Source organism: Streptomyces sp. NPDC085944 (assembly GCF_040686295.1).
Taxonomy (GTDB): domain Bacteria; phylum Actinomycetota; class Actinomycetes; order Streptomycetales; family Streptomycetaceae; genus Streptomyces; species Streptomyces salinarius.
Genome location: NZ_JBFBJX010000015.1, coordinates 71,584 through 89,904 on the forward strand (window position 1 = coordinate 71,584; position 18,321 = coordinate 89,904).

11 protein-coding genes and 2 pseudogenes are annotated in these 18,321 nt (G+C 72.0%); 9 read left to right on the top strand and 4 right to left on the bottom strand.

The features are described from left to right. Nucleotides 1-4: 4 nt before the first annotated feature. Nucleotides 5-4,081, bottom strand: a complete 4,077-nt coding sequence (locus tag AB0P07_RS27315; protein WP_365555177.1) for an endo-alpha-N-acetylgalactosaminidase family protein — start codon at nucleotides 4,079-4,081, stop codon at nucleotides 5-7. 290 nt (nucleotides 4,082-4,371) lie between these two features. On the opposite strand from AB0P07_RS27315, the gene AB0P07_RS27320 reads away from it, so the two are divergent. After that, complete coding sequence (locus AB0P07_RS27320) at nucleotides 4,372-5,457, top strand: LacI family DNA-binding transcriptional regulator (protein WP_365555179.1); 1,086 nt, start codon at nucleotides 4,372-4,374, stop codon at nucleotides 5,455-5,457. A gap of 139 nt (nucleotides 5,458-5,596) precedes the next feature. Continuing rightward, nucleotides 5,597-5,849, top strand: a pseudogene (locus tag AB0P07_RS27325) (GntR family transcriptional regulator); the annotation flags it as partial. A gap of 316 nt (nucleotides 5,850-6,165) precedes the next feature. Here the strand turns inward: AB0P07_RS27325 and AB0P07_RS27330 are convergent. Continuing rightward, nucleotides 6,166-7,635, bottom strand: a complete 1,470-nt coding sequence (locus tag AB0P07_RS27330) for an amidase (protein ID WP_365555180.1) — start codon at nucleotides 7,633-7,635, stop codon at nucleotides 6,166-6,168. Nucleotides 7,636-7,754: 119 nt separating this feature from the next. On the opposite strand from AB0P07_RS27330, the gene AB0P07_RS27335 reads away from it, so the two are divergent. Beyond that, entirely contained in the window at nucleotides 7,755-8,591 is an 837-nt protein-coding gene (locus AB0P07_RS27335) for an MOSC N-terminal beta barrel domain-containing protein (protein ID WP_365555182.1), read from the top strand. A 35-nt stretch (nucleotides 8,592-8,626) separates the two neighbouring features. Here the strand turns inward: AB0P07_RS27335 and AB0P07_RS27340 are convergent, their stop codons facing one another. Beyond that, a complete protein-coding gene (locus AB0P07_RS27340; protein WP_365555184.1) occupies nucleotides 8,627-9,085 on the bottom strand; it encodes a hypothetical protein in 459 nt (152 codons plus the stop codon). Between the two features lie 259 nt (nucleotides 9,086-9,344). On the opposite strand from AB0P07_RS27340, the gene AB0P07_RS27345 reads away from it, so the two are divergent. From AB0P07_RS27345 to AB0P07_RS27360, 4 genes are all read left to right on the top strand, one after another. Then, nucleotides 9,345-10,058 carry a dienelactone hydrolase family protein gene (locus AB0P07_RS27345; RefSeq protein ID WP_365555186.1) on the top strand — a complete coding sequence of 238 codons (714 nt, stop codon included), beginning with the start codon at nucleotides 9,345-9,347 and terminating at the stop codon, nucleotides 10,056-10,058. 33 nt (nucleotides 10,059-10,091) lie between these two features. Then, the gene (locus AB0P07_RS27350; RefSeq protein WP_365555188.1) at nucleotides 10,092-10,754 is read left to right on the top strand and encodes a phosphoribosyltransferase family protein; all 663 of its coding nucleotides are present in this window, start codon (nucleotides 10,092-10,094) and stop codon (nucleotides 10,752-10,754) included. A 264-nt stretch (nucleotides 10,755-11,018) separates the two neighbouring features. Then, on the top strand, nucleotides 11,019-14,033 hold the full coding sequence (locus AB0P07_RS27355; RefSeq protein WP_365555190.1) for a glycosyl hydrolase: 3,015 nt from the start codon (nucleotides 11,019-11,021) through the stop codon (nucleotides 14,031-14,033). 187 nt (nucleotides 14,034-14,220) lie between these two features. Next, nucleotides 14,221-14,994, top strand: a complete 774-nt coding sequence (locus tag AB0P07_RS27360; RefSeq protein WP_365555191.1) for a YoaK family protein — start codon at nucleotides 14,221-14,223, stop codon at nucleotides 14,992-14,994. A gap of 113 nt (nucleotides 14,995-15,107) precedes the next feature. Here AB0P07_RS27360 and AB0P07_RS27365 read toward each other — a convergent pair whose 3' ends face one another. Further along, a complete protein-coding gene (locus tag AB0P07_RS27365) occupies nucleotides 15,108-16,349 on the bottom strand; it encodes a Gfo/Idh/MocA family oxidoreductase (RefSeq protein ID WP_365555192.1) in 1,242 nt (413 codons plus the stop codon). 568 nt (nucleotides 16,350-16,917) lie between these two features. On the opposite strand from AB0P07_RS27365, the gene AB0P07_RS27370 reads away from it, so the two are divergent. Beyond that, nucleotides 16,918-17,295, top strand: a complete 378-nt coding sequence (locus tag AB0P07_RS27370; RefSeq protein WP_365555193.1) for a hypothetical protein — start codon at nucleotides 16,918-16,920, stop codon at nucleotides 17,293-17,295. 372 nt (nucleotides 17,296-17,667) lie between these two features. Next, nucleotides 17,668-18,309 (top strand): annotated as a pseudogene (locus tag AB0P07_RS27375) (oxidoreductase); the annotation flags it as partial. Nucleotides 18,310-18,321: the final 12 nt, after the last annotated feature.

Sequence of the window (18,321 nt, forward strand, 5' to 3'; positions counted from 1 at the left end):
TGACTCAGCGGGTGTCGGCCGGGCGTTCGCCCGGCGGGTAGCCCGCCGGCAGCTCCACGGGCACGCCGTACACGCGCATCTCGGCGGCGGCCGCGAAGGGCTGCTTGTTGAGGGCGTTGAGCGCGGTGAACCGGACGTAGGAGGCGCGGACCCGGTCGAAGGAGACCCGCTGCGTCTGCGGGACGTCCTTCAGGGTGCCGCCGGCCACCGTCGTCCAGTCCCTCCCGTCGTCCGACACGGCGACCTCGTAGTCGGCGACGCGCCCGTTCGGGCCGCCGCTCTGCCGGCCCAGGTATCCGAACCCGTCGATGTCGGCGGCGCCGCCGAGCTTCAGCGTCACCCAGTGCGGATACGGCGCCTGGGAGGCCGTGTAGTCGGTGTGCCAGATGGTTCCGGCGTCACCGTCGAGGACGTTGGAAACCGGCCCCTCGCCGGCCCCCGAGGAGGTGTTCTCCGAGTCGGCGGTCGCGGTCATCGAGCCCGGTGAGAGGACGGGCTCGTCGCTCACCGCGGCCCGTGCGTCGGCCGAGACGGTCCTGGTGTCCCCGCCGTGGGCGTAGGTGGCGGTCACCTTCCACGTGGGGGAGGTGTCCGTGGTGCCGGCCGGTGGGGTCAGGAGCCAGGCGGTGCGCACGGTCGCGCCCGGCCGCACGCTCTCGAAGAGGTTGCCGTTCTTCTCCTTCACCCGGGCCTTCCAGCCCTCGGGCAGGCCGGGGAGCGTGATGCCGACGTTCGCGGCGTCGGCGGTCTCGTGGTTGGTGAAGGTCGTGACGTACTCACCGGGGACGCCGGGGCTGAGCTCGACGCCGTTCGGTGCCGTGACCGCGGCGCAGGCGGCCCCGGTCTTCGCCTTGCCCAGGTCGGTCACGGTGAAGTCGTCGATGACCAGGTCGGTGCCCCGGGCGCTGCCGAGCTTGCGCAGGCCGACCCAGGCGTCCCCGCAGCCGGCGACGATCTCACGGGAGTAGGCCGCCGTGTCCAGGGCCGGCTCCAGGACGTCGCGGGTGATGTCCCAGGAGGTGGTCCTGCCGTCCGCGACCCGGTCGGCGCCCGTCACCCAGGCCCACTGGCCCTCGATGTTGGTCTGGTACGAGAAGGAGACCCGGTAGGCGTGGCCCTCCTCGAAAGGCACCGTGGCGGGGGTCGTGCGGTGGACCAGCCCGGTGTTCTCCGAGTGGGACTTCAGCGAGTGCCGGCCGGCCAGTACGTCGTCGACCGCCTTGCCCTTCAGGGTCCCGGCGTCGTAGGGGGAGTAGGTGTTCTTCCACTGCTTCTGACTGTAGGGCTCGTGCAGCTCGCTGATGCTCGTGCGGGGGTCGGTGACGCCTCCGGCGTCGCCCTTGACGAACGGACCCCAGCCGGGCTGGTTGCCCTCGAAGTCGTCGTGGGCGACGACGGTGCCGTCCTTGCCGGTGGGGTGGGGCGCGGTGCCGTCCTTGCCGGTGGGGTGGGGCGCGGTGGTGTCCGCCATGACGCGTACGTCGTCCAGTACGACGGGGGCGCCGCCCGGGACGGCCCCGAGGTCCACGGTGACCGTGCCGCCGCGCGGCGCGGTGAACGAGACGGAGGCTCGCTGGGAGTAGGTGTCCCGCTTCTCGTCGGAGGCCATCGTGTTCTGCGCCGGCGTGACGTCGAAGGTCCGGGCCTTTGTATCCGTTCCGCCGTCCACCCGCAGCGTCGTGGCCCGGCGGGCGCCGGGGCCGATCTCGACGTCCGCGCCGAGCGTGTACCGCTTGCCCGGGGTCAGACCGCGAACCCGCTGAGAGATGCCGGAGGCACCGTCACCCAGTCGCACCACGTTGTCGCCGTTGTCGGCCCGGACGATCCGCGCGCCGCCCCGTGCGTTCCAGTCGTCCAGGTCCCCGCCGTTGAATCCGGGGTCGGACAGCCCGGTGTGCTCGCCGTAGTGGGCGCCGCGGTGCGGCGCCCTGCCGCCGTTCGGCACGAGGACGTGGGGCCGGCCCTTCTCGGCGGTGAGGGTCACCCGGCCGTCATGGGCCTTCACCCGGGCCTTCCCCGCCCGGCCCTGGTCGGTGAGTTCGTAGAGAGTGAAGTTCTTCTCGCCCGCGAACTGGTCGGTCAGTTCGAAGGTGTGCTCTCCGCCGGAGGCGCTGTAGAAGTACATCTTGTCGGCGTCGCCGGGCGAGGAGACGCCGTCGCCCTTCTTCGCGCTGCCCCAGGGCAGCAGATAGGTGTCGCCCCGGAGGACTTCGGCGTCGCCCATGGAGATCCGCCGCTCGCCGTCGACGGACTCCACGCTCACCCCACCGGTGAGCCGGGCGGACTTGCCGAGATCCCAGTCCATCACCTCGTAGTGCTGGAGAAACTTGGTCGGCAGGTTGTCGGTCCAGATGTTGCGGTAGAAGGCGTTCCAGTCGTCGTGACCGGTCCACCCCTCGAACTCGACGACGCTGGCCCCGCCGAGCAGCGCATCGACGTTCCACACGTCGCGGTCGGCGTTGGCGATGAAGCGGACGATGTTCGAGTTGACGCCCTTGTTGGTGGCGCCGCCGTAGTTCTTGTCGGCGGCCCAGTGCGACCACACCGAGGAGCCCTCGAACTTGTACGCCCACTCGGTGGCGACCTCGAAGCCCATCTTGCGCAGCTCGGCGGCCAGGCCGTCGGCCAGCCAGCCGCTGGAGTAGTAGGCGTCGATGTAGACGGTCTTGATACCCGGCGCGTCCTTTCGCAGTTGCCTGAAGCGGTCGAGGACGGCGCCGGTGCCCAGGTCCTTGCGCTGGTCGATGTGGTAGGCCTGGTTGAGCCAGTCCCATCCGTCGGGCCGGCCCTCGACCATGTCCTCGGTGAAGGTCTTCGCCTGTGCGTAGGCCTCGGTGGCGTTGACGTGGACGGCGAAGTCCGCGTTGTAGTCCGCGCCGGTGTGGGTGAGGCGGTTCAGGTCCTTCCAGCCGCCCGCGCGGACGTTCTCGTTGCCGCCGTAGTCGGGGTGCGCGGAGTCGTGGCCCTCGCTTGCGTACCCCTTCTCCAGCACCCATTGGCCGAGGTTGTCGGTGGCCATGGAGATGCGTTTGGTGTTGTCCAGCGTCTTGAGGAACGGATTGGTGGCCTGACTGGCGAAGTTGAACGGGATCCGCTGGACCACGCGCTCGGGCACCCGCTCCGCGCCGAGCGGGCTGCGCATGTGCGCGCGGTGGGCGATGGCGCCGTCCTGCCAGTCGACCGTGCCGTCCTCGTTGGCGTCGGCGGCGAGGACCACGGTCGCCCGGGGCAGCTCGTAGGTGTCGACGCGGGGGTCGGTGGCGCCGTCGGGATGGTAGGTGTAGGTGCCGACCGACAGTTGCGCGCGGCGTCGGCCCTCGCCCGCGTCGACGATGCGGGACTGCAGGCGGTTGTTCCCATTGGTGTTGTCGCCCTGCGGCGAGTCCTCGGTCGCGTTGGTGATGACGCCCGCCGAGAGCTGCGCGTTGCCGACGAACGCGTACGGGGTGCCGACCGGTCCCTTGTCCGGGGGCGTGTCGGCCGTGACGGGGACGAAGCGGTCGGCGGTCGTCGTCGAATCCGTCGAGATCTTCGTCCGCGCGAGGTTCGCGCCCGGGTCGGAGGAGTCCACGGACACCAGGGACTGACCGGGGATCGCGAGGGTGCGCACGGTCGAGGCGGCCTTGCCGGAGATCTTCTCGACGGCGAAGACGACCGTCGTGTCCTCGGTGACCGTGATCGTGGAGGTGATCGTGAGACCGGGCAGGTCCTCGAACACGGAGGTGTAGGTCGCCCTGTCGCCGTCCGCCGTCATGCCGGTGGTGGCACGGTGGGCCTCGCCGTTGATGGTGAAGCTGTCCAGCGCCGTCGGCTGTCCGCCGAGAGTGCGCTGTCCCAGCCGGTAGGAGATGACCTGGGGGAACTCCTTCGCCACGGTGACGGTCAGGCCGCCTTGGCTCAGTTTCACCGGCGTCGCCGTCGGCGCCGGAGCGGAGGAGGCCCGGGGCGGGGCCGCGCCCGCGGGTACGGCGGCGGCCGACAGCATGCCGAGGGTGAGGCCGAGCGCCGCGACGACGGCGCCCGAATGCGGCACCCGTCTGCGTCCGGGCGGGCGGGGTGACGAGGGTGCCTTGGTGTCCACTGGCTGACTTCCTCCTCGGTCGGACGGGATACGGGGTCGGCCTTCGGCCTCGGCGCTCGGTTCTCGTCGTGTGCCCACCGTGGTGTTATCGCTGCCATGCAGTTGTCACTTCGGCTCCCCGGTGTCTGCTGCGGCACGTGCGATGGAGACTCGCTCACTCGAGGTGGGTGCTGGCGGGAACTATGGCAGAGGATGTTATCGATGCCAATAGGGTTCGCCTGGCTAGACTCCGAGGCGGACCATCACCTGCGCCGACGGCTCGGGCCGTGGTGTGAACGGAGAGGCGAGCGATGTCATCGGAAAGGTCAGGAGCCGACGGAGTGCCCGTGAACAAGCGGTCGGTCGACGACGGCGTCGCACGGCAGCCCGGCATGACCGACGTGGCCCGGCTCGCCGGAGTCTCCGCCCAGACGGTGTCACGGACCCTGTCCGGCCATCCCAACGTTCAGCACGAGACCCGCGCCAAGGTGCTGGCCGCGGTGGAGCAGCTCGGCTACCGCAAGAACAACGCGGCGCGGATGCTGTCGTCCGGGCGCAGCCGGACGATCGGCGTCGTCACGTTGCAGACCACCTTCTACTCCCGCGCGAACCTGATCTTCGGCATCGAGACCGCGGCGCACGAGGCCGGGTACTCGGTCAGCACCGCGACGACGGCGTCCCTGGACACCGCGGCCATCGAGAGCGCGCTGTCCCGGCTCGCGGAGCAGGACGTCGAGGGAGTGATCCTCTCCGTGCCGCTGGTCCACGTGAGCCCGAGGATCGAGCAGCTCACGCGCTCGGTTCCGACCGTCACCGTCGACGGATCGAGGACCTCGGCGACGGAGGTGGTCGCCGTGGACCAGACGCTGGTCGCACGCCTGGCGACCCGCCACCTGATCGAATGGGGCCACGAGACCGTCTGGCACCTGTCGGGGCCGAAGGAGTGGCTCGACGCCGCCAGTCGCAGCGCCGGCTGGCGGGACACTCTCGAGAAGGCCGGACTCTCCGTGCCACCGGTGCTGGAGGGAGACTGGACACCCGCCTCCGGGTATCGCAACGGACTGGTCCTCGGCAAGATCCCCGACGTCACCGCGGTGTTCGTGGCCAGCGACGAAATGGCCTTCGGAGTGATCCGGGCGCTGCACGAACTCGGCCGCAGAGTGCCGCAGGACATCTCCGTCGTCGGGGTGGACGACATCGCGCTCGCCGAGTACTGCTCGCCCTCGCTGACCACGGTGGCCCAGCCGTTCGCCGAGATGGGCGCCCTCGCGGTCGCCCACCTGATGCGGTCCATCGCGGACCCGGCGGCGACACCGGAACCCGCCTCGGTCGAGCCCGTGCTGGTCGTGCGGGCCAGCACGGCGGGGATCGAGAGCCCTGCGGCACGGCAGCCCTGAACGGAGCCGGCCCCGCCGGCTGCCACCGCGTCGATCCCCGCACCGTCCCAGCCGTGGGGAACAGAGCGCCGGCCGGGCCGGCGTCGCCCCTGTATTCATCCGATGTATGGTGGCGCCGCCCGGACAAGGAAGTGCCACCGTGCTGGTCACCGATGAGGCGATCGAGAAGATCAAGGACATGATCGTCGACGGCGAGCTGCGCCCGGGGCAACGGCTGCCCAAGGAGGCCGTTCTGGCCGAGCAGCTGGGGCTGTCCCGCAACTCCCTGAGAGAGGCGGTCAAGGCGCTCACGCTCATCCGGGTTGCTCGACGTGCGGCAGGGCGACGGAACGTACGTGACCAGCCTGGAGCCGGGGCTGCTGCTGGATGCCCTGGGCTTCGTCGTCGACTTCGGCCAGGCGGGCAGCGAGAACCTCGGTCTGCCCGGCCGGCAGGGGAGTGAGGCCCAGGCGTCCACGAGCAGTGAGATAGAAGACGGCGCGGACCTCACCCGCCGATTCCAGCCGTCCGAAGACGTCGGATGCGGCATCGTGATCGGCTGCCCTGCGTACCCGCAGCTTCTCCAGGTCCGTCAGCGGCGTGTTGTGCAGGGCGGCGCGCGAGCACAGGAAGTCCCCGGCTCGGGCGAGGAAGTCGTCGACGTCTTCGGTGAGGTGCCAGTCGTCCGAGAGCATGCTTCATGGTCCCGGACGACTGGCGCCGGTCGCCTCACTCCGGCAGCACACCACGATGCGGTGGCCGGAAGCCTCCGATCCGCTGCTCGAGCAGTTCGGCCAGCCGCAGCGGCGTACGATCCTCGTACATCGGACCGACGAGCTGTACGCCCACCGGCAGGCCGTCGGAGGACGGGCCCGCCGGTATCGCGGTGGCCGGCAGGCCCGGCATCGTGGCCAGCCCGGCCCAGACGAGCTGGTCGAAGAACGGATACTCGACGCCGTCGATGTCGATCCGGCGTTCCAGCAGATCGGGGTCGTGGTCGTGCGGGAACGCCGGAGTCGGCGTGATCGGGCACACCACGGCGTCGAACTCGGCGAAGAACCGCCGCCAGCCGTGACGGTGGAGCTCACGGCGGTCGTTCGCCTCGAGCCAGTCGCGGTGGCTGAACACCATCCCGCGCAGCCGAGCCGCGTCGAGACCCCGGTCCTCCGCGCTCAGCCCGGCTGCGCGGGCACGAAGCTGCTCGTACGCGTCGACGGGAAAGCGCGCCACGGAGCCCGAGAACAGCAACTGTGTGTAGAGCGTCGCGGCTTCGGCCAGGTCGGGCAGCAGCGGAGTGTGCCGTTCGACGCGGGCGCCGCCGTCCGCGAGTTCGTCGGCCACCCGGTTCACAGCGGCCCGTACGGCGGACCCGGTCGCGATCAACGGATGCTCGTCGAGGACCAGGACCCGGAAGTCGCTCAGCCGCCGGTGGCGTGCGAGCGGTAGCTTCAGGTCGTGCGCCACGCCGAGCGTCAGCGGGTCCGGCCCGGCCATGACGTCGAGCAGGAGCGCGAGGTCGCGGGCGGTGCGCGCCATGGGGCCGACGACCGCGAGGTCGAGGTCGACCGGCAACGCCGGTGCGAGGGGCGGGACCATGCCGCGGTTCGCCGCCAACCCCAGTGTCGGCTTGTGCGCGTAGACACCGCAGAAGTGCGCGGGCGTACGCAACGAGCCGCCTATGTCGGAGCCGATGGACAGCGCGCCGAAGCCGCACGCCAGGGCCGCCGCCGAGCCACCGGACGATCCGCCCGACGTGCGCGCGTGGTCCCACGGGTTGTTGGTGGTGCCGTAGATGTCGTTGAAGCTCTGCAGATCCTGCAGCCCCAAAGGCACATTGGTTTTCCCGAGCATCACCGCGCCGGCCCGCCGGAGCCGCGACACCTGTACCGCGTCCTCGGCCGGCACGTGGTCCCGGAACTGGGGCATGCCCCATGTCGTGGGCAGCCCGGCGACGTTGTAGGACTCCTTGACCGTCACCGGAACACCGAGCAGTGGCCGGTCCTCGCCCCGGGCACGCGCCCGGTCGGCATCGCGCGCGGCGGCCCGCGCACGGTCGAAGTCCGGCACGCAGATCGCGTTGATCACCTCGTCGTCCCGCTCGATGCGGGCGATCGCCTCGTCGGTCAGCTCCACCGATGTCACCTCACCGGCACGCAACGCCGTCACGAGGTCTTCCGCAGCCTTGAATTCGTACCCCATGCGTCCGACCGTAATGACCTCACGAGGAGGCCATGAAATGCCCATTCGCACAACGGCTCGGACGACCGAAGGGGACCCGCGGTGAGGCGAACGACCCGTACCGGCAGGGGGCCGAAGCGGTGACGAGTTCGACGCCACGGATCGCGGAACTCGCCTCCTACCCGGTGAAGGGCTGCGGCGCCGTCCGCCCCGCCACCGCGGCGATCACGCCGGCGGGGATCACGCACGACCTGGCCTTTTGCGTCGTCGACGGGAAGGGCGTCTACCGCACTCAGCGCCGCCATCCGCAGCTCGCCGCCATCACAGCGGTGGTGAGTGGCGACGGTTGCCGGATGTCCCTGCACCACCCGGATCCGCCCCCGTTGTCCTTCGCCGTCGTCCACAGTGGACCTCGCCGCTCCGTGGACCTGTTCGGCAAGGCCTTCGCAGGCATCGATCAGGGACCCGCCGTGGGGGAGCGGCTGTCGCAGGCGATCGGAGCGGACAGCCGGCTGGTGAGAGTGCCGCCGGACCACCGACGCGTCACCGACGGACACACACCCGGCACCTCCAGCCACGCCGACAGCAGTGCCGTCCACATCCTGTCCCTGTCGTCCCTGGCGCTGCTCGACGAGAAGCTGCGGTCGGCCGGGCAACCAACCGTCCCGATGGAGAGATTCCGGCCGAACATCGTCGTCGACGGTTGGGAGCACGCCCACACGGAGGACCTTCTCCGCGGCGTGACGATCGGCGGCTGCCGACTGGGCGACGCGAAACTCGCTCTGCGGTGCGTGGTCACCACGGTCGACCAGCGTTCGGGGCGCAAGGCCGGGCCGGAACCGCTGCGCACGCTGGCCGGCCATCGCCGGACCGAGGGGGGTCTGGCCTTCGGTACGAAGTTCGCCGTCGTCCGACCGGGAACCGTGTCGGTCGGTGACCCGGTGGTGGTCACCGACTGGGGCGTCTCAGAAATGTGAGCGGAGGGCCTCGGCCCGGCCCGGTGACCGCACGGTCAACTCCGAGCGCGGCGCAGACACCGGGCGGCGGCGGTCTCGAAAGCGGTGTGCGCATCGCGGGCACGGTCGTCCGACGCGTCGACGGCGACCCGGTCCTCGTAGTCGGGCTCGCCGACCTCGGTCGACGCATCCACCAGGCCGACGGCCAGGCGCAGGAGTGCCGCGTCGTCCGTCGTGAGCGTCAGCTGGGTCGGGGCCTTGGTCATCCCCGACCGCGCCTCGTGGCGGGCCGCCCGGATCTCCGGCGTCTCCTCCTCGCCCTTGCGGCGCATGACGTGCTTCAGATACTGGTGACGGCGGTGGTCGGTCGCAGCGCCGAGGAGAGCGGCCGCGGCGTCGGCGAGTGCCTTGCGGTCGCGGTCGCGACGGGCGGCCACGACGGTGAGGTGCTGCATGGCACCTGCGGTGAGGGCTCCGAGCAGTGTGCCGAGCACGGCAATGATCGCTGTGGCCACGACATCCCCCAGCCAACGTCCCGCAAGGCCCTCCGGAGGAACCATCCTGAACCACGCGACCTCGCCGGCGAGAACGAAACCTTCCGACAACCCCCGGAACACCCGCCGCCTCCTGTACGGCAGCCTCCTCTCCGTTGCCGCGCGACCGGCGAGGCGGTGGACGAAGCGCCGACTGGACGGGGTCCGTGACGCGTGCGGAGGCGGACCGGCGGGTACTCGGCACCAGGGCGCCGAACGGGGTACCAGGATGTGAGCGCGCATGATCTTTGAAACCGCACGTGTTCCCTCGGCGGACGTGCTCCTGACCGGCGACCTGGTCATCCCCGACAGGCCGCGCGGCGTGATCCTGTTCGCGCACGGCAGCGGCAGTTCGCGTCTCAGTCCCCGCAACCGTGCGGTCGCCGCCGGTCTGCGCCGGGCCGGGTTCGGCACCCTGCTGCTGGACCTGCTGACCGAGGACGAGGAACGCGCGGACGCCGCCACGGGGAGGCATCGCTTCGACGTCGTCCTGCTTGCCCGGCGGCTGGTGGACGCCGTGGACTGGCTGGCGCGGCGGCCCGGCGTCGCAGGGCTGCCGATGGGGCTGTTCGGGGCGAGCACGGGAGCCGCTGCCGCCTTGATCGCCGCGGGACGGCGGCCCGAACGCGTGCTCGCGGTGGTGTCCCGAGGGGGCCGGCCCGACCTGGCAGACGACGCGCTCCCGACGGTCCACGCACCGGTCCTGCTCGTCGTCGGGGGCGCCGACGACGCGGTACTCGGCCTCAATCGGGAGGCCGCGCAACGGCTCACCGCCCACCACCGGATCCATGTCGTACCGGGCGCCACGCACCTCTTCCCCGAACCCGGCGCCCTGGAGGAAGTCGCCGAGACCGCCGCCGACTGGTTCCGCGCCCACCTGGGCGGAGGAACGGACGACACCGCCGGCTCGCCCGGCCCCGCGGCGGCCCAGGCGACACGGCACGCGGGGAAGTGACGCGGAACCCCGCTCACGAGGAGGAGAGGCGCCATGCGATTCCACGACCGACGGACCGCGGGCCAGGAGCTCGGACTGCGGCTCATGGAGTGGGCGTCCGACGGCGGACTGCCCCACCCCATCGTTCTCGCACTGCCGCGCGGCGGCGTACCGGTGGCCGTCGAAGTCGCCCGGGCCCTCGACGCGCCCCTGGACGTGCTCGTGGCCCGGAAGGTCGGCCTTCCGGGCCGGCCGGAGACGGGCATCGGCGCCGTCGTGGACGACGACCCGCCCCTGTTCGACCGGCGCGCCCTCGCCATGGCCGGGCTGAGCGAGGACCGGCTCGCCCAGGACGTGGCCCGGGAACGCGCGGAACTGAAACGCCGGGCCATGCTCTACCGCGGTGACCCTTCCACGCCCTGCGTCGGGAACCGCACCGTGGTCCTCGTCGACGACGGCCTGGCCACCGGCGCCACCGCACGCGCCGCCCTCCGCCACCTTCGGCGGGCGCGGCCCGCACGGCTGGTCCTCGCCGTCCCCGTCGGCGCTCCCGGGACCGTCGCCGAGATGCGCTCGGAAGCGGACGCCGTCGTCTGCCTCCGGCAGCCTCCGGACTTTCGGGCGGTCGGCCTCTGGTACGACGACTTCGACCAGGTCGGCGACGACCGAGTCGTCGAGATCCTGAACGGTTACGGGACCCCGCCCTCCCGCACGTGAGGCGCCCGGCGCCCGACCTTGCGGGCCGGGCGGGCGCGGCGTGCGCGTCGGTCGGGCGGCCCCGAACCGCCGCTTGCTGGGACCGGCTCACCGCCGCCGACATCCCCGGCCGCGGCGACGGCTCCCTCGTCGTCGCCACCCCGGGCCAAGTTACCGGCGCGACATCTCTTGACCCCCATGATCGCCCGGACTACGGTTCCCGCGTTTGCACCCGATTGAAACGATTCAATCACCACACCCTTCTCCGAACCCTGGGGCGCACTCATGCACGAACTCGTCTCGCAGCGTGGCGGGATGTCCCGACGTACGATGCTGGCCGCCGCCGTGACCGCGGGGGTGACCGCCACCGCCGTCACCGCCGCACCCGGTGCGGCCGCCCTCCCCACCGGCCCTTCCGCCGCCCGGGCCGCCGGGTCCGCACGATGGTTCACCGACCCCGCCCGCTCCGTGCGCCCCAAGTTCCGCTGGTGGTGGCCGGACGGTCTGGTCGACCCGGACGAAGTGGCCCGCGAGATCGACCAGATCGCCGACGCGGGGTTCGGCGGGGCCGAGATCGCCGCCGTCCACCACAGCATCCGGGACAAGTCGCTCCTGGACACCGCCCACCACGGCTGGGGCAGCAGACCCTGGCGGGACGGCGTGGAGGCCGCCCTCGGCCGGGCCGTGCGCCGCGGTCTGACCGTCGACCTCACTCTGGGCCCGAGCTGGCCCGTGGCCGTCCCCGAAGTCGCCCCCGACGACGACGCGGCCGCCAAGGAACTCGCCCACGGGCAGGCCTCGGTGGCCGCCGGCACCACGTACCGCGGGCCCGTACCCGCGCCCGTCCGTGAGGCGGCGTCCGGCGTGCGCACCCAGCGTCTCCTCGCGGTCCAGGCCGCCCGCGTGGACCCCGCCCACTCCACCCGCAAGGAGACCGGCCTCGACCCCGACAGCATCCGCGACCTCACGGGCACCGTCACCGACGGCAGTCTGACCTGGACGGCACCCGCCGCCGGCGAGTGGCTGCTGATCTCCTACTGGCAGCGGGGTTCGGGACAGCAGCCGGAGTCGGGGCCGCACTCCGCGCCCGCAGCCCTCGTCGTCGACCACCTGAGCGCGGCGGGCACCACCGCCGTCACCGACTACTGGGAACGCCACGTCCTCACCGGCTCACTGCGCCGCCTGCTGAAGGCCGCGGGCGGTGCCTTCTTCGAGGACTCGGTGGAACTGGAAACCGAGGGTCTGGTCTGGACGGCGCGCCTGCCCGAAGCGTTCGAGCAGCGCACGGGCCGGCCACTGCTGCCCTGGCTGCCCGCCCTCGTCCTGGACGACAGCAACCAGGTGTTCGCCTTCGACGCCCAGCTGACCCGGCAGATCCGGCACGACTTCTGGGCCACCGTCTCCGACCTGTTCAACCGCCACCACGTCGGCGCGCTGCGGGACTGGGCGCACTCCCTCGGCATGACCCTGCGTGCCCAGCCCTACGGCCTGCAGACCGACGCCATCGCCACTGCGGCCATCCTCGACATCGCCGAGGGGGAGTCCCTCGGATTCAAGAACCTGGACGACTACCGGTGCCTGGCCGGCGGCCGGGACATGGCGGGCCGCACCGTCCTGTCCTGCGAGGCCGGTGCCTACAACGGCTCGGCCTACGGCACCACCTGGGACCGCGTGCTGCGCACCATGGGCGGGGCCTACGCGGCGGGCGTCAACCAGACGGTCATGCACGGCTTCTCGTACGCGAACGCCCCGGAGGCCCAGTGGCCGGGCTTTGCCGCGTTCAGCCCGTACAACGGTGCGCCGGGATACGGCGAGTCGTGGGGGCCGCGCCAGCCGACCTGGCGGCACGTCGGGGACGTCGCCGGCTGCCTCGGCCGCGTGCACGCGGTGCTGCAGTCCGGCAAGGCTCGCGCGGACGTGGCCGTCTTCCGGCAGACCGGATACTCGGCCACGGGCATCGGCGCGTCCTGGTTCACCTCGACCGGTGTCCCGCTGGGATGGACGCACCAGTTCCTCAGCGGCCCGCTCCTGGACCTGCCGAACGCCACCGTCTCCGGCGGGCGGCTCGCCCCGGACGGGCCGGCCTACAAGGCGCTCTTCGTCGAGGGCGACTTCTTCTACGGTGCCACCCCGACTCTCGCCCTCGCCGACGCGCGCAAGCTGCTCGGCTTCGCGCGGGCGGGCCTGCCCGTGGTGCTGCTCGGCGCCTTCGACCAGGCGCTGACCCCAGGGGTACCGGCGGCCGGCGAGACCGAGCGGCTGCGCGACGTCCTCACCCGCCTGCTCGCCCTGCCCAACGTCGTCCGCGTCACGGAGAAGACCGCGGTCGGCGACGCGCTCGCCGCCCTCGGTGTCACCCCGGACGTGCGGCACTCCGTACCCTCGACGCTGCTGAACGCCCACCGGGTCACGGCGGACGCGGACTACTACTACCTGGTCAACGGCAAGCACGCCGAGACCGTCAAGCCACCCGTGGCCGCCATCGACCACGACGTGACCCTGCGCCGCACCCACGGCCGCGACGCGGTGCCCTACCTCCTCGACCCCTGGACGGGGAAGGCGGCTCGGGTGGGCCGCTACACGCGGGACGGCCAGGACGTGACCCTCCGCGTCGCCCTCCGGCCCGGCCAGACGCTCGTCGTCGCCCTGGGGCGTCCAGGACTCTTCGGCGACCGGCACGGCAACCGCCCGCACGCCCTCTCGTCGGAGGCCGACGAGGTGCTGTTCACCGCACGCGGGCTCACCGTACGGGCCGGCGCGGGCGGCACCTACCGTACGCGGCTGTCCCGGGGCAGGACCGCCACCACCACCCTCCCCGCGGTCCCCGCCCCGGTCGAACCGGACCGATGGCACGTCGAGGTCGAGGACTGGCGCCCCGGAAACGGCCCGACCCGGACCGAACGGGTACGCCGCACCCTGACGCTCGACACCCTGCTGCCCTGGTCGAGCATCCCGGAACTGGCGGACAGCGCCGGCATCGGCCGCTACCACACCACCGTCACCCTCCCCGACACCTGGAGCTCGTCCCACGGCGCCCTGCTCGAACTCGGGCAGGTGAGCGACACCTTCCGGGTGAGCGTCAACGGCAGCGAAGCGGGGCCGTGCGACCGGCTCAACCCCGTCGTCGACGTGGGCCAGCTGCTGCGCCGGGGCACGAACACCATCGAGATCGAGGTCGCGACGCCCCTCGTCAACCGCCTCAGGGTGAGCCGTCCGGAGGTCTTCGGCGGGCTCAACCGACAGGCGTACGGGGTGGCGGGACCGGTGCGGCTGGTCCCGTACGCGCAGAAGGCGGTGTGACACCGCTGCATTGAACGATTCAAAATCGCTGCGGACGGGCCTCGTGCCCGTCCGCGCCGCATCATGTGCGACACCGGGTGAACGCTTGTGCTGTCCATGCGGACAACAGCACCACTTCGGGATCGGCGCCATCGACTCCCGGTGCACCACCCGCGTCGACGGCTTCGCCCAGACCGCCCCTCCCGGCATGTCGCGGCCCGTGCCCCGCGGCGGTCGGCGAGGATTCCCACCGGGGCACGGGCGAGGCGAGGAGAGGACCACGCAGGACAAGCGACGTCGGGATCTCCCGACGGGTTCGCGGCAGCGGGCGCAGGCATGGGCCGCGCGGCTGCTGACCTTCTCCGCGGGCGCCGTCAACGCCTGGGGCTTCCTCTCCCTGGGCGGTGTCTTCACCAGTGTGGTCACGGCCAACTCGGCCTTGGTCGGAATCGGTCTGGGCGGCGCGGACGCGACGCTCGGCACCCTGGCCGCCGTCGCGGTGCTCTGCTACGTGCTCGGCGCGGCGGGAGCCGCCTGGGCGGCCGGTCACCCACGCCTGGGCGGTCGCTCGGGCCCGGCCGGTTTCCTGCTGTTCGAACTCCTCCTGCTGTGGGCCGTCGCGGGGTGGTGGCTCGCCGTGGACGGACACCCGTCGGGTCCGGAACGCACGGCGATGCTGGGCACCGCGGCGGCCGCGATGGGCTGCCAGAACGCCGGTGTACGTGTCGCCATGGGCGCGCAGGCGCCGACCGCGTACGTGACCGGTCTGCTGACCGGGGCCGTCACCGACGCGGTGACGGCCCGGCGGATCGGGTGGCGCGTCCCGGTCACGATGACGCTCCTCGTCCTCGGAGCGTCCGCCGCGACACTGCTGGACCGGCTGCTGCCCACCGCCGCCCCACTGCTCCCCGCGCTGCTCGTGACGGCGGCATGGGCGACGGGGGCGGCGTACGCGCGTACAGAGGTCCGGCACCCGCCCTGACGCGTGTGCCCCGCGAGCCGAGTCGGCCGGCCTCCGCCCTGGTGATGACCGCTCGCATACGCGCCAGGCCGGGGGCCGGCCCGGAAACCGCCTGGTGACAGGTCCCGCAGGCCTCAGGCCGGCCCCGCCGGCGCCCCGGTGGGCTGGTGCTCCTCGAAGTGGCGGACGATCGCCGGGTCCAGCGGGGGAACGTCGACCGGTGTGCTGCCCGAGCGCAGCGAGGTGGTCGCGGCGACCGCGGCGGCGACGGCCTCGCGGGCGGCCACGGGCGAGGTCTGCGTGGGACCCCCGACGGCGGCGAACCGCAGGAACTCCTCGACGAGCGCCCGGTCCGCACCGCCGTGTGTCTCCTCGGCCGGCACCACCACGGGTACGGAGAGGTCGGCGTCGGCGCGGTAGCCGGAGCGTCGTCGGTTCCACACGTCGACCCGTGCCGGATCGCCGTCGATGCCGTCGCCGAAGTTCTCCAGGCGGCCCTCGTCCCCGATGACCGTGTAGTTGCGCCAGTAGTCGGGCGTGAAGTGGCACTGCTGGTAGCTGGCGAGCACACCGTTGTCCAGGCGGGCCAGCATCATGCTGATGTCCTCGACGTCGACGACGGGATTGAGGTCGCGCAGGGCGGACGGCGGCCAGACGTCCGGGTCGAACCAGTCGGGCATGCGCCGACCGGGCGGCACGGTCTCCTGCGTGGCCCGGCGCGGGTTGTCGCCGTAGACGGCCAGCGCACCCTGGGCGACCACGTTGCGGGAGTAGCCTCCGGCGAGCCAGTGGATGACGTCGAGGTCGTGGGCGCCCTTCTGCAGCAGCAGACCTGTGGTGTTCGCCCGCTGGGCGTGCCAGTCCTTGAAGTAGAAGTCCCCGCCGTGGCCCACGAAGTGACGGCACCACACCGCGCGCACGCGGCCGATCACCCCGTCGTCGATCAGCTCGCGCATCCGCCGCAGCATCGGAAGGTGACGCAGGTTGTGGCCCACGTAGAGCCGGGTGCGGGAGCGGAACGCGGCCTCGAGCAGCGTGTCGCAGTCGGCGACGGTGATGGTCAGCGGCTTCTCCACGAACACCGCCACGCCCGCCGCGAGGAAGAACAGCGCGGGCCCGGTGTGCAGATGGTCGGGGGTGAGCACGAACACGGCGTCCAGCTCGTCGTCGAGCATCTTCTCGTACCGGTCGTGCACCACGACGTCGGCGCCGAACAGCCGCCGGGCGTCCTCCTGGCCCCGCGGGTCCGGGTCGGCGCAGGACACGATCCGGGCGGTGCCGGACCGGTTCACCAGCGCGGCCATGTCCGCACGCTGTCCGACGCCGACCACGCCGACGCGCAGCTGCGCAGCCGGTATCCGATCACGGGTGGTCACTGGGCTGTCCCTTCGTTCCTGTTGCGGTGTGGGCCGGCGCGGCGAGCCGCGGCACGGCCTTGGGGGCGCGGTTCTCTCCCTCGGCGCCGCCGTGAGCGCGGCGCGGGGATCGTCGAGCACGCGACCGGCGCCCGTGCGCAGGCCGACGAGGAGGTGGACGATGTCGTCGGCGTCCTGCGCGACACCCTCCGGCGTTCGGCGACATTGCTGAGGAGTCTACTGATGCGCGGCGGCAGTCGTGTGGGGTACGAGGCTCGGGCGACGGCACGACGCTGCTCGTCGCCGGGTGCCTCGGTCTTCCGCGAGCACCGGAATCCCGCGCCGGACGGCCGAGGGCGGGGATGGGGAGTCAACTTCACGCAGTACCGCGGAAGTTGCAAGGTCGTCGGTCTACCACCGCAGGTGGGGCCGAGGTTCAACCCGGCGTGTGACGACACGGCTCGGTCCCGCCCCTAACCTTTGTGAGCGCACCACGCGGTGCCCGCCGACCACGGGCACCGTCGCATCACGGGCCGACAGGGGACCCAACGGGGGGACCGGGCCCGCGTCAGGAAGGGACAGTCATACCGTGAGAATTCGCCAGCACGCCCTCCTCGTCGCAGCATCCGCAGCCGTCGGCCTCGGCCTCACCCTCGCTCCGACGGCCTCGGCCGCGGGGCAGCACCAGTCGGGTGAGGTCAGCGTCCAGGCCTCGTGCAACTGGCCGTACGTCTGCTTCTACAAGGGCAGCACGAAGACCGGCCAGTTCAAGGACGTCACCTCCGGTTACCAGAGCCTTGGGAGCAGCCGGGGGGCCACCACGGTCGTCAACACCCGCAACGACGACGCGGTGCTGCTGCGCCGCGCCAGTGGCGGCCCGCTGTGCATCCTGCCCAACTACACGGTCGATCTGAGGCCGTGGGGCACGGTGACCGGCATCAGGATCCTGAACACCTCGACCTGCTGACCGGGGGCGAGACAGACGCGGCGGCCCGTCCTCGCGGAGCCGGAGGACGGTCCGCCGTGACCGACGGCCCTGCGGCCGCCCGCACGGTCGCGGCGATGTCCGAGGGGTGGGCGCCGGCACTCGTCGCCCTGGTCGCGGACAGCGACATCCCGCCGATCTTCCGCCCCTTGTACGGGCAACCGATCGGACACCGCTGGGAACATGTACCAGGCGTCACGCTCATCGGAGACGCCGCCCACCTGGCACCGCCGGACGACGAAGGAGCCAAGTGGGCACTCGTCGACGCAGGCCGGCTCGGCAGCGCCATCGCCCAACGGCGCGAGAACGTCGACGCGGCCGTCCGTGCCTGCGAAGCCGCGATCTTCCCGCGGAGCGTCCAAGGTGGGCGCGACCCGCGACGCCCGGGGCGGCTGGCCCACGGCCCGGCGTCCCGCGGACCTGCGCAGGCAGGTGCACGAGAACCTCGACGCCCTCGGCGTCGACACCCTCGACCTGGTCAACATGCGCATGGGCGACGCTCAGGGGCCGCAGCCCGACTCGATCACCGAAGCGCTCGAGACGCTCGACGATCTCCGGCGAGAGGGCCTGATCCGCCACTTCGGGGTGAGCAACGTGACCTCGGAGCAGGTCGCCGAGGCACGTGCCGTCGCCCCGATCGTGTGCGTGCAGAACATGTACAACCTCGCCCACCGCCACGACGACGACCCCGTGGACAGCCTCGCCGCCGACCCCATCGCCTACGTCCCCTTCTTCCCCCTCGGGGGCTTCACGCCGCTGCAGTCCGAAACGATCTCGAAGGTCGCGAGCCGGCTGGGGACGACACCCATGTCGGTCGCCCTGGCCTGGCTGATGCAACGCTCGCCGAACAGCCTGCTCATCCCCGGCACGTCGGCCACCGCCCACCTGCGCCAGAACATCGCGGGCGCCCGGCTCTCCCTGTCCGACCGGGATGGGGCAGAACTGGATGCCATCGGCCGACCGGGCCGCGAACCGGTGCGCCGTTCCGAGGCGTGAAGCCCTCTAGAT

Coding starts and splice junctions, on each gene's coding strand:
- AB0P07_RS27320 (WP_365555179.1), top strand. CDS start 4,372: ATGTCATCGGAAAGGTCAGGAGCCGACGGAGTGCCCGTGAACAAGCGG.
- AB0P07_RS27330 (WP_365555180.1), bottom strand. CDS start 7,635: ATGGGGTACGAATTCAAGGCTGCGGAAGACCTCGTGACGGCGTTGCGT.
- AB0P07_RS27345 (WP_365555186.1), top strand. CDS start 9,345: ATGATCTTTGAAACCGCACGTGTTCCCTCGGCGGACGTGCTCCTGACC.
- AB0P07_RS27350 (WP_365555188.1), top strand. CDS start 10,092: ATGCGATTCCACGACCGACGGACCGCGGGCCAGGAGCTCGGACTGCGG.
- AB0P07_RS27355 (WP_365555190.1), top strand. CDS start 11,019: ATGCACGAACTCGTCTCGCAGCGTGGCGGGATGTCCCGACGTACGATG.
- AB0P07_RS27360 (WP_365555191.1), top strand. CDS start 14,221: ATGTCGCGGCCCGTGCCCCGCGGCGGTCGGCGAGGATTCCCACCGGGG.